Source organism: Pseudomonas donghuensis, from assembly GCF_000259195.1.
Classification (GTDB): Bacteria; Pseudomonadota; Gammaproteobacteria; order Pseudomonadales; family Pseudomonadaceae; genus Aquipseudomonas; species Aquipseudomonas donghuensis.
Map to the genome: position 1 here is coordinate 1 of NZ_JH650794.1, position 12,771 is coordinate 12,771.

The window sequence follows — 12,771 nt, forward strand, 5'->3', positions numbered from 1 at the left end:
CGCCTGCCGTATTGGCTTCCTTGGACGCCCTTCTAAACGTCAAGTGGATATTGCGACTTGGTTGATGGTGCGGTTTCGGCTTTGGATGATGCCGTAAACTTCTCGCGCGATATACCGCTTGAGGCATCGGATCGCCTCAAGCTTTGAGTGACCTTCAGCGATGCGCCTGCTGACATAAGCCTGGGTTCGAGCGTCTGTCCTCAGCCGCCCGATTGCGATGATGTGCAAAGCGCTATTAGCAGCACGGTCGCCACCTCGATTGAGCCGATGGCGGCTAACCTTTCCTGAAGATGCCTGGACAGGGCTGACGCCACAAAGGGCAGCGAAACTAGATTCTGAGCGGAAGCGATCGCTGTTGTCCCCAGCTGTCAGGAGAAGCTGAGCGGCAGTCTCATAACCGATGGCATTGCGAGAAACCAAGTCTGGTGCAAGATCGTCAACCAAGCCCGCTATCATAACGTCCAGATCGGCTATTTCATCATGTAGTTCCAGATACCGCCTGCTCAGTGTTTTGAGGGCTATTCGATATGCAGACGCGAGCTGACGGTAGTCAGATAAATCCGGCCGCGACGCTGCCAGCATTCGAATCAACTGCATTCGCGTCAGTTCTCGTAATGTCTCGCGAAGCTCATCTGGTGCGCTGACGATGGTGTTCTGAATAAGTTGCAACGTCACGCGGCGAGCCTGGATTGCCGTCTTGCGGCAAACCTTGAGTACACGTAACGATTCGACCATCCCATCTCGCTTCTTGGGGGTGACTGTTCGAACACCTGCGAAAGCCGCGTGAGCTGCGTTACAGGCATCCAGCGTATCGTCCTTGCCCCGTTTGCGCCTATCGCTTCTGTCGGGCGCTGTCACTTCAAGAACAGTCACCTTAGCTTGATCCAAGTATCGCAGCAGCCCGGCCCCATATGTTCCAGTGCATTCAATGCCCACACGTGTCAGCTCGCCGAACGAGCGCATCCACGTCAGCATTTGTTTGTAGCCATGCCGTGTCGTCGCAAAACACTCGCTGGCTAGAACACGATCAAGTTCATCTACGACTGCCGCTACATGTAAGTCTTTATGAGTATCCACGCCACCTACGACTCGTTTCTGAAATCCTTCGGCTTCGACGTCGCGCATAGTTGGTTGCTCCAAATTTGGGATCACAGACCAATCCGCTCGAGCCGAGTACGTGGACAAGACAGTAAAGTGACGTAACGTCAGGCCCTTCTAGGGTCACAGGCATCGGTGAGGCGCAAACCTCGACGTGCAGCGCTCCCGGCTGGCCGACAGGTCCAAGGAAAGACACAAGGCCAATCGGAGTGGGGGTCAGGCCAACCAGGGCACCTCACGACGCCAGATCATCCCTTATTGGTCCATCGCTGTGTGGGTCAGGCCATCCGGAAACACTGGCAATCACATTCTTACTGTCGCTGTGAAACAGAACGTTCTGAGGCCGACCACGCTGCTCATAGGCCATATCCAAAGCCTTGATAACCAGGTCAGCGTCAGGCTTCGATGAAAACGCCCAGCCCACCACGCGACGGGCGAACAGATCGATCACAGCCAACAAATAGTGCCAGCGACCTTGAGCCCAGGCATACGTGATGTCACCGCACCAGACCTCATTCGGCGCCGACACGGTGAACTCTCGATCCAACACGTTCGGGATATCCGGCCGCTCCACCGTCGCCTTTTTATAGGCATGTGAGCCAGGTTGCTTGCTGATCAATTTCATTTCGTTCATCAGCTTGCGCACCTTGAATCGCCCAATCTCTATGCCGTCCGCGCGCATCATGAGCATGATGCTTCGGCTAAATAGGTATCCGGAATCATTAGACCACTACAGTCCGGCGAACTCACCTTCCGAACTCCAGCATTAAGGGCGATGGTGTCCGTGTATTTTTAAGCGGACGCGATCAGCCTTATCCCCAAGATTTTCATGCGCCGGAATCGTTGAACCAAGTTAGCGGAGTGTTCAAAGCAGAATTGGTTTGCTTGGCCCTATTGTAGCTTGCGATGGTACCCAGATAAGCCATATGAGAGCGTTTATGGTCGACGCTATAAAAGATCGGGACAGCCCCCTGTGACGTTGCGCTATGGAAATCGCGCTCTGACTTTTCGAGGTAAAAATCAAAAGACTGTATTGAAAAGAACGGGTGTGTGCGGACCATCGTGGGGAAGGACGCAGCAAACTTAGCGTTCCAAAACGAAGGAACGATCTCCGCCCTTATCAACCCCGAAACTTGAGATCAAATACCTTCGAGAACCTGCGAATCATCCCCGGTGAATCATTATCAGTGCCGTCGAACATCATCTTGAAAAAGCACCGCAAGTCAGTGGCGCGCCCCAAAGGATCATGCTCACCAGGGCGACCATTCAACAGTACCTCGGCAATTACCCCGGCAGTGCAACCACTGATTTCCCGCGCCCCCTCCCCCAACAACCGAAGATCCCCACCCTCCATCCATAGCCCGTCTTCCGGCAGGAAGACGTCTACCGCCCGCCCACCATCGCGCACGAACCTGCCGACGATCAATAGATACCGGTACTGAAGCAGGACGCTGCCACTCGCACCCGCAAAAGGTGCCGTGGCCACTTGACTGGCCTCGAAAGAGAGGTTCCCTGCGGCTGACGTGGTGATGAGCAGCGGGCCGTCCTGCGGGTTGAGGTCATCACTGTCAGGCAAGGTGTAGAGGGGGATTGCATCGCTGATTGCACTGGCGAGCGGCGCTGTTACCTTGCCATCCTTTTGCGTCCCGGACGGTATATCCAGCAAGCGACTGAACTCCACGAAAAGGTTGTAGTGCGCGGGTGTCCCCTCCGGGGGGTAGACCACGAACCCGGTCGCATTCGCCATCGCCTGGCTGCTTCCCCGGTCGAGAGAGAAACCGAATGGGCCGAAACAGTCGAGATCTTCCGCCAACAACCGCTTGAGCTCCGGACTCTTGAGAGGTTCTACGCTGTGGTCCGGCAACGGACCGAAGCGAAGCTCGGCAGGTTCGGTCTGATCGCTGACCTCTGCTTTGACATGCGCCACCCTCGCCCGCAGACGCTCGCCCATGCCGTACTCCCTGAACCAGGGCTCATCGAGAATGACCAGGAAGGCAGAACCCTCGTTGCGTCCAGTCTTGCGAGGACTGTCGCTCATCCCTCGAACCAGCGGCAATACCGCCAGCACCCTGGGCGGTTTGATCTGCGCGGCATTGCCACGGAATGCCATGGCAATGCGCCGCGGGCCAATCGACTTGCCCTCTTTTTCCGCCAGCACACCCTGATAGCGGGAACTCAGTGTGAGGTGATAGCGCAGGTAATCGGCAGCCGTGATGCCGTCGCGCCGGTCGATGTGCAGAGCGATGTTGTCGCTGCGCTGCCGCGGGAACCGAAGGATCACCTCCTCACGCCGCACAAAGCCCTGGTCAAGCCCGGCCAGTTCATCAAAGTAGCTGACGAGTTCAGAGCTGGCTGCATCCCTGGCCGCCGGGTCGACGATTTCCGGTGGTGGACCGCTCGCCAGCCGTCGACGCTGCTCGGAAGGTGATGACGGAAGGTCTTTCGCAGGCACCGGCAAGTTGCGCCAGACCCAGCGCTGGCAGGAGATCCGCATCTGGTGGACATGTCGCAAATGACCCTGCTGGAGAGCGTCCAGTGCCGAAAAGGCGTAGCGGACCTCGACATTGCCGGCGTCATCCTCCTTGACTGTCAGATGGTCGACGTTCAGTGCCGGGAGATCCCGGCTTGCGCTTTCTGCGAAAATGACACTTTCGGCGAATGCCCGGTACGCAGTGCCGTCTTCCGCACGCCAGGGATCGGGATCGAGTAGCCCGCTCAACGCTTGTTCGTCCATGCGCTTGAAGTCATCCGGCGCAATCAGCGGGACCAGTCCGAGCCGCACATGGCTGCCCGGTGCGATAACCACAAGCAGTTGGTTTGGGGTCGTCTGCTTGAGCTGCAGCTCGTCTGTCTCGCCACATTCGAGCGTGATGCTCACACCCCGGTCCTGGATGATGTGACGGCCTTTGGTACCGCTGTCGAAGTGATAGCTGACGCCCAGCGCCGTCACCGCAGGATCAAATGGAAATCCGCCACCGGGAGCATTGAGCGTGGCGTCAGTGGCAAGCAACCTGTCCCGGACTCGGTAGATCTCGGTCAACGCTTCCTTCAGCGCCGTCACAGCGGCTTTCTGATCATCTGGCCCCAGGGTCGTCGCAGGCATGTTCCAACGCAGCAGCGTGTGCTCGTCCAGACGCGGTGCTTCCACGGCGAAGGACACCGAGGACGGCCATTCGCTCGCGTTATCACGACTGCTTTTCCTGTGAAATACGCCTGGCGCGGACGGCACCAGCAAAACCGAGGTAGGCTGCGCGCCATATTCAGGTGAAGGCGGAGCCTCCTCCAGGCAGCGGAGCCATACGTCGGCGGGTGTCTGCGGCCAACCGTGTTCAGGCGGCAGGATGTTGCAATTCCCGACCGGGACCCGCCGAAGAAAGTGCACACCGCACCTTTGTGGCGGCGAGAGACGAGCGATACTGGTCGGATCGAATTCCCAGGGCTCGGTGGCCTTGCACAGCTCGGCCGCCTGGCCTCCCGCCCGGTCGATCACGCTCGCCGCGAACTCATAGTGGTCACCATAGCGCAGCGGCAGGGCTCGCAGTTCCCAGGTCGGGCTGGCGAATCTGTTCAATTGCATCAGGCCGAACCCGTCATCTTCAGCCGGATCCTTCTCCAGACGCTCCCGGTGCACGCGTTGCATCGGGTTCTCGCAGACCAGATTGGCACCGCTGTAGGTCAGCTCCCGGCACAACACTTGATCGACGTAGCCGGCGGTCACACCGAGCACCCGGTCAGACGAATGACTCCAATCGGCTTTATCGGCATCAGCATCGATGGCCTTCACTGCGTATCGCCCGCCACTCAACGCATGCCAGCCAGCGGTCGAGGCGTTACGCGGAGCATTGAGCTGCGCAACGTCGGAGCTGCGACGTCCGAACAACTGGATCGCGGCAACGCTGTCCACCGCATGGACCGATGGCTTGCCCGTCAGCTGGAATTCCGCTCGCAGACGCATGAGCTCGTCGCCCAGTACCAGCTCGATGCCCTCGCCTGGCCGGCAGGGTGCGGGGTCGCGCTCGCCGAATCCAGGCAAGAGTCGATCGCGCAGCAGGATCACCAGGCCTGGCATGGCATCCTCCGGGATCTCCGTGAGAATGTCCTTGGACTGGGCCTCCTTCAGGGTCGACAAGGTCGCCTTCACCTCCTCCAGATACCGTTGACGAATGATGTCCTCCCAGTTGACCGGATCGACCAGAGCCTCGCTGATAATCCTTCGACGCTGGTTCGGCACCCAATCGACCAGTTCCGTGGCCCGCTTTTTCCAGCGTGTCAGAGCGTCCTTGGTTTCGTTGACGGTCGCAGCTCTGGGAGGCTGGTCCGCGCCGCTGGATAGACAGGCGCGGGTCAATTCTTCGATGTTCAGGGCGCTCAGAATCGACTGAGGATCCAGCGCCGTTTCAAGCCGCGTGGCCAGGTCCAGCAGCGAGTGGTCACGGCTGTCGCGGATGCTCAGCCAATAGTTGTCGAGCTCGTCCAGCTCGGTAGCCAGCTCATCATTGAGGGCCAGCAACTTACAGTACGCCTGGATGCCACCGATATCGTAGGAATGGACGTGCACCGTTGAGTCGTCCGTGACCTTGGTACCTGAGTAGCTCGCGCCTTTTACGCTCGCTGGAGCAGCAGAAATCGCCTTCAATTGCCAAGTGCCCTCGCCGTCCTGAGTCGCCACTCGATCCCTGTCGACGTAGAAGAACCACGTGCACTTGAGTGCCGACGGAGTCGGTTGGGCGAGGGTGTTCAAGGTCATCATCAGCCCGGGCCATGACACCGGCTGCTGGTCACCGGTGTCGTTGAACTCCTGATCCTTGCCATCGAAGGTAAATATCAGGCGCTTCTTCTTGGCCAGATCCATACCGCGATCGCGTACAGCCGCCTTGAGAGACAACAGGAAAGGCGTCTCGTCTGACATCGGCGCCTCTGGAATGCAGCGCATGATTTCCTGGCCGCTCTCATCGACGATGACGACTTCGGGAAGTGCGTCGGGCCATACCTCCCACGGCAGTGTTGATACGATCCAGTCCAGGAGTGAGTCGTCCGTTGAGTTCGAGCCAATGGAGACGCGCAGTGCCATCAGCCATTTCGGTTTTTCCAGAAGATCCTGCCGGGGGCCGACGATTGACAGGGTCAAGCCCAGATTCAGAGAAGTCATGGTTCGCTCCTGTACACGGCCAGGGTTTCAAAGTAGTCGTTAACGGCACCCGCCATATCGGTGGCAGCCAGCACGCCGTAATCAGGTGCATCTACCAAACCGGTTGCGCCAGGTCCGGCGGACGTGACGTCGGATAACCGCCTGCTCAAAGCACGGTTGCTGTTACCCCGAGTGCCGGAGTCATTGTTGGTACCCGAACCGGAAAAGACCTTCTGCGCCTGGCGGGAGACCCGCAGCGTGTAGCACCAGCAAATGCGGATGCTCACGTTGAAGGTTCCCTTGCCGGTCATTCCACCGCCGTCGTAGGTGATGCGTAGCGTCAGTCGAACCGATGCCGAAGCGATACCCATCACGGAAAACTCGCCCCAGACGAGGATGCCAACCGACAGGGCGGAACTTCCGGTGCCGCTTTGCCAATCCCGGTAGAAATCCACCCCGCCGGTAAAGAGAATGCCGGCGCTTCCCTGGGCGAAGCCGAAATTGACCGCGACGAAAGCCCCCGCCGAGACGCCCACCGAGACCCGGGTAACAAAGCGTGATGGTGGCTTGTACGACGCGTCGATACCGAACCAGCCTCCGCCGCCAAGGAACAGCACGGCGAGGGCAAAGGGGCGGTCCGGTTTGCTTAGCCAGAGACCGGTGCTGATCTCGAAGCCATCGCCGATAAGCAGGTCCAGGTGCGTGTTGAGCGTGATGCCGGTCAGCGTGAAAGCGCCGGTGCCGATGTCGGGAAGTGGCAGGCTCAGGCTTGCGCTCACTCCGGAGGGCAGCAATGGAGTAATCGTTGCACCCTCCATCTGCGGCATCATGGCCTTCAATGCGTCGGTGATGAACTGCAGCTCAGGCGCCAGCTCCAGTTTCTCGCCATCGAAGTCGAACTTGAGCTCGCCCTGCTCGTTGAAGTTGAGGCTGGCCTCACGCAGCGTCACCATCGGCTTGTCGTTCAGCGACAGCTGGAAATCGGCATTGAGCGCAGCAGCCGTACGCTGCCAGCGTGTGCCGTCCTTCGCCACGCTGAGGTCGCTGTCAGCAATGAAGTGTGGATTGATCAGGCGCAGCTTGACCGGGCCCAGGTCGAACAGTGTGGCAGGCTCGTCGAACTGTTTATTGATCGACACCTTGGCCCAGGCACGCAGCCTGTCCTTGTCAAAGCCATGCTGCAGCTTGATCCATTCGAACTCGTAGGAGCCGTCCAGCGGGACGTCGAGGTCAGGGAGGAAATAAGTGAGCTTTATCCCGCAGAAATCGGGGAACAGGTCGCGGATCGCCAGGCCGCCGATTTTTGGCAGCAGACGATCGCGAATGCGGTCGAACGGCATGCTCGCACTCAGCGAGTTAAGCATGTCTTGCCCGAGGTGGTTGAAATAGGCACTGGCGCGTGTGAGGCCCAGAGTCTGGTTTGCCTGTTCGAAGTAATAGCCGACCAGCTCGCGGCTGGTTTGCAGTGCCTCGGTGACGGGTCCCTGCGCCAGCATGCGCAGGGTCTCCAGGCCCGCGTCCAGATTCTGCCTGGCGATCTCGACCTCGGGGCCCAGTGAGGTACGGGCCCAGTCTTCCAGTTGCCGGCCGCCAGCCTGGACGTAGTCTTGAACGGTTTCCGCCTGTTCCCGGACTGCCCGCTCAAGATCGCCCAAGGTGCCGGACAGTTGATTTTCTATCGTTTGTAGCGCGTCACTGGTCTCACATTTGAAGTCTTTCAAGACATCCATGGAGCCTTGAAGGTCGCCGAAGGACAATTGGTTAAACTCGGCCAACAGGTCTGTGCTTACTTTCTCTGCCACCCTACCAAGCTCACCGATCAACCCGTTTGCCCCGGCTAGCAGTGCATCGCGCAAATCGTCTACCGACAGTGCGCCCTGTATCTTCTTCTCCAGACCCTTTGCCCAGGCATCAATGTCTGCAACGGCCGCTTTCGTGATCTCCGTGACGCCCGCCATTTGCTCCCACATCTTCTTGAACGGCTCAGAAGCCGAGCTCACCAGGGATGCGGCGAACGACTTGCCAATGCTCGAAGACAGCGTGCTCTGCATAGCTTCGAAGTCGGGGGGCACGACATCGAACGGAGGCAGGCTGTCGTTCCAGCGATCGAGCCAATCGATGGCTGCATCAAGCTGGCTTGCGATGCTCTCGCCAAGGCGCTTATAGACCGTGGGATTGCTGCTGACACGTGAGAACCATTCACCCAGGGCGCCATCGGCGAGTTGATCCAGTACCTCGACAAGATGGCGCAGTTGAACAGGCAGGCCGGCAAACGTCATGCGCCACCGGGCGTCCAGGTCAGCGGCATTATCGGGATCGACCTCGTAGGCCTTTTCGATGCGCTGGATTTCGAGCATCAAGTCGCCCACCAGGCGCGAGAGGCGGGTTTCAAAACCGTCCTTCAGCGACTCGAGCAGGCGGCGCACCGCTGCCAACGCCTGTTGCGGCACAAACCCGACCTCACCCACCCGTTGCCTGGCCTGCTGGCTGATCGTATCGACGATGGCGCTCGCTTGATTGCGCGCCGGCTCGAGGTCCTGGGCCACAGCATTGCCCAACACCCTGTTTGCAAGGACTTCCATCTGCTGGCCGAGGCGAACCGCATCGCCCACGTTGCTGTCAACGCCCTTGATGGCATTGATGTACTGGCGATTGCGATCACTCTGTTGTTCCAGCCACCCGCGCGTGTTGCCAGACGTTGGCTGCGGGACGTCGCTTACCGCCGCACGCAATCGTTGAAGGAGCTTGCTGACGTCCTCCTTGAGCTGGGGTTCCTTGTCCAGCGATGGGTTTTCCCCCGCCGCAACCCGCTCACGCAACACCGCACGCAACTCGGCGAGCCCATCGACCAGTTGTGCCTGGACATTGCCGAAAGGCTCGGCGATCGTCTCGACCTCGAGTGTCTGCTTGCGCTCGTCCTTCGGCAGACCGCGGGCCAGGTTGATGTTGGTGACCTTGGCCTCGAGGCCAGGCACGTTACGCCCGTGCATCAGGTCAACCGCCTCCTCGGCAGGGTCGAGGGTGAAGGTGAACCTGGCCATGCCCAGTTCAATCGCAGCGGCATCAGGCTGCCGGATACGTCCCTGGAAGCTGCTGTTAAAAGGCAAATCCGGGGAGCGAGGACGTTTCAGCAGAGGAAAATCGACATCCGGCCAGGCTGGCCATGCGTCGGTGTCGCCGCCGTCCTGGTCCCGGGTGCTGCTGAAGAAAACCAGGCGTTCCGTGCTGTTGATACGGTGGGCAATGGCGCCCTCGCCCTTTCCAGGCGCACGCGCCAGATCGAGAAATGCATGGGGATCCGGGAATTCCAGCTCACGGCCGGCGGGTATCGGGCCACGCAGCGAGATGATGAAACCGTCGGGGATGTCCTGCCCCCAATCGGACCGCACCGGAATCTGGATACTGCCGAAAACGCTCTGCACCAGCGGTCCGCCGCTGGGCAGGGTCGTTTTGTGGTCGGGGTACAGCCGTCGCGGCTCGGTGATCTCGACGTATTCGCGCACCTTGCGCAACGCTGCAATGCCGGCGAACTCCGGTTGTGCTTCGAGGGTGTCCTGCTGGCCCGGAGGACACTCTCCCGTGTATCGCGGTGCGCAGCGGGTCGTTCGTTCGTAAACGATCACATGGCGGGCCTTGTTCCACAGCATCGAGATACGGCCAACGCGAATCAGGGTGAAGGAGTCGAGTCGTCCCTGGCGGGTGTTGGTGATGATCAGTGTCTTGCCGTTGTTGAAGGCCGCCGTCTGTGTTCCCTCGCCACCCAGGGTGCCGAATACCAGGCCCTCGATCGAAGCGGCACTGGAGAACGGCTTGGCACGCAGTTCTTCATAGATATTGCGGGACTGGAATGGCCAGTCCACACCTCCACGCAAAGGCTCGCGCGCGGTCGTGGTGTAGTCGTGGCGATGTCCAATGTCGAACGGATGCGCGGTATCACGTGTAGCGCGCAATCTGTAGGAGAGTCCTTGATCGACCAGAACCCGCCCGCGCTGGGCAATGTCCCGGTAGACACGCCACCAGGAAGGTCGCGCCCAAAGGCCGCTCAACCAGTGCCTGACCCTTTCTGCATATAGCTGTTTAACAGAAGCATCGCCGCCACGCGGCACGACTTGAAGCTCGTCCGGGAACGGAACGCGGCCGATGAATCCATCGAGTTCGGCAATACGTAGCCCCTCGGTCTCCAGATGCGCAGCCAGGCCATACAGCAACTCGAAATCCGCCGATTCCAGCTTGACGCCGACCGCTCCCAGCCGCCGCGCCAGCAGACGCCGCAGCGACCAGGGTGCTTCGGAGCGAGCCATGTCGACATCGGTTCGGTCCAGCCGCAGAACGGCCGGTGGCGTGAGACGGAAGTCGAACAACTCGTTTTCGCCGGGCACGCGCGTTCTGCTCTTGTTATTCGGGTTGGCCGGGTCGTCGCGGTCCAGGTGCAGGTAGCCCTTGATCATCTCCTCGCCAATGCCCTGTGGCGGCAAGATCACCGTCATCTCGCCCCGGGTCGAGTAGAACCGCCACTCGGGTGCCTGATCGGCGTCATCCAGGTACTCGACGAGGATCTCGTCGCCTTTTGGCCGTTCCAACGACTGAACACGCGCCACCGTCAGCGGGCCAGGATCGACCAGAATGACATCGATCTTGTGTTCTTTGACCGCATCAAGCTGGAGTGCCATGCGCAATAGCCGACTTTGCTGCTGGTTTGCACACTCTTCGATAGTGAGTTTGCAGGACTCGGCTGGCTCCAGGTCGAAAGCCCAGGGCCGTTTGCGCTCGACCGCGTCGGAGAGGGTTTCAAACCCCAGCTCCGGGTCCATGCTCAGCGCCGTGTAATTGGCCTTGTCGAATTCGAGTTCCAGCACGCTTTCAAGTGGTGCACGGCGGTAAGCCGCACCCTCGTCTGCGATACTGAGCGTCAGGCTCCCCCCTTTGAATGAAGCCATTGACAGCAGGACGGAACCTATCCCCAGCCTGTAGGGCGGCTGAGTAACGTCGTCGTTGCGAAGTGTCCAGGACAGCAGCGGATCGAGTTTCGACGGGGCTTGCTCAGCCCACCCACGGAGCACCAGGGGCTGGCCGTCGATGTCGAGTGCTCCACCACAGTGGAGTGCAATATTTGTCCGCTGCGTCAGCTGGATCGACTCCAGGCGGGTATCGGTCAGCTTCTGCTGTGCATCCGCCAGCAGCCGGAAGACGAGCGTGACGGGATCGTCCGCAGAATCGCTGCTGATCCAGGTCGGGACCAGACTCAGGCGGTTACGTGAGCGGGTTGTCGCAAGACCCAGTGCGTGGCCTTCAAGCAATCCTTGGGTGATGGATTCGAGTGTCAGCGTTTCGGCCGGTCGCTGGCCCCGGCCGCCAGGGATCTTCGACCATTCCAGCCACCAGCCCTGGTGTTTCGTCCCGGGTATACAGAGCAGTCTCAGACCATTCGCCACCAGCGGCGCGCGAGCCCGTTCGGCGAAGTCCAGTCGCAAGGCATAGCCGCTGACCGGGGCCGCAGAAATGAACGAGGAGTCGAGCAGCAATTCAGTGCAAACGTTGTAGATGTCTTGGTCGAACGCCCTAACAAGGACGAAGGCCAACGAATAGTGATTTGGATTCTGTGCCTTGAGGCTGGCATCGATATGCACCAGGTTCTCGCGCCCTGGTTGGCCCGCGACAGTTGCACACAACAAGGCATTGCCCCGACTCGGCTGGCGCTGCTGGTCGACGACCCAGCGGTAGCGTTCATCGGAGAACCACTTGCTGAGGCCCTTCTCCAGGTCGGAGGCGTCGGCAATGTAAGTCCCGCCTGACTCGGTCGGCATGTGTACGAATTGCAGGTTACCGTCGACGACCTTCAACCACAGGCGGACCCAGATCCCCCTTTCCCGCGGACTCAGCGGCGAACTGACGTGGAATTCAAGCTTGAGGTGCCCGTTCTTGGGTATGGTCTCGGATTTTGGGGGGAACGAGCCTCGAGCCGTGGATACACGCCCGAAGCCAGGCGCGTCACCGGCACCCGTGGGCGTACGAGGATCCAGGCGCCAGCGGATATGGGTCTTGCCAACAACGATATCCAACTGGTCGAACGCCGTTGCATTGAACTCCTCACCCTTTCCCTCGACGAGATCCTTCCCCGACAGTTCGATGTATTGATCCGGCCTCGGCGTCTTGATTTTCATAGGGTCACCACCTTCATGGCCGCCTCGCCGGTGGCCCCGTACATGGGGTTGGCGTGCCAGACACGGCCATCCTGGCCGATCGCCGCAGCACCACTGAGGCTCAGGCCCAGCGCCTCGATGGGTTGGTCCCGCCACAAGTACTTCTGGGCACCGGCATGGAATGCGTCATGGCAGGCCTCACCCCATTTCTGGACGATGGCATCGGGGTGGTTGGCGCAGAGTGTGTGAAAATCGGCCCCGGGCTGGAGCGCGACAATGCGCGTGAGGAAGTCGCTGGCAACCACCTGCCGCGCGGCATCGCGGGGCAAGCGGACATTACCGAACCAGCCGAGCACGATCGGCGAGGCCTTGAACGGCGCTAGCCACTCCCCCCCGCGCACGCCC

The 12,771-nt window shown here is 60.1% G+C and carries 4 protein-coding genes and 1 pseudogene; all 5 read right to left on the bottom strand.

Annotation, left to right across the window (positions count from 1 at the left end; genetic code table 11):
- Positions 1-39: 39 nt before the first annotated feature.
- Positions 40-1,125 carry an IS110 family RNA-guided transposase gene (locus UW3_RS0126085; protein WP_010227062.1) on the bottom strand — a complete coding sequence of 362 codons (1,086 nt, stop codon included), beginning with the start codon at positions 1,123-1,125 and terminating at the stop codon, positions 40-42.
- A gap of 289 nt (positions 1,126-1,414) precedes the next feature.
- Positions 1,415-1,801, bottom strand: a pseudogene (locus UW3_RS27780) (DDE-type integrase/transposase/recombinase); the annotation flags it as partial.
- Positions 1,802-2,218: 417 nt separating this feature from the next.
- A complete protein-coding gene (locus UW3_RS0126095) occupies positions 2,219-6,247 on the bottom strand; it encodes a hypothetical protein (RefSeq protein WP_010227066.1) in 4,029 nt (1,342 codons plus the stop codon).
- A complete protein-coding gene (locus UW3_RS0126100; protein WP_010227071.1) occupies positions 6,244-12,387 on the bottom strand; it encodes a hypothetical protein in 6,144 nt (2,047 codons plus the stop codon). Before UW3_RS0126100 ends, UW3_RS0126095 begins: the two co-directional genes overlap by 4 nt.
- The coding region (locus tag UW3_RS0126105; protein WP_193384798.1) for a hypothetical protein at positions 12,384-12,771 on the bottom strand (388 nt) is incomplete at its 5' end. The genes UW3_RS0126100 and UW3_RS0126105, both read right to left, overlap by 4 nt.

Coding starts and splice junctions, on each gene's coding strand:
- UW3_RS0126085 (WP_010227062.1), bottom strand. CDS start 1,125: ATGCGCGACGTCGAAGCCGAAGGATTTCAGAAACGAGTCGTAGGTGGC.
- UW3_RS0126095 (WP_010227066.1), bottom strand. CDS start 6,247: ATGACTTCTCTGAATCTGGGCTTGACCCTGTCAATCGTCGGCCCCCGG.
- UW3_RS0126100 (WP_010227071.1), bottom strand. CDS start 12,387: ATGAAAATCAAGACGCCGAGGCCGGATCAATACATCGAACTGTCGGGG.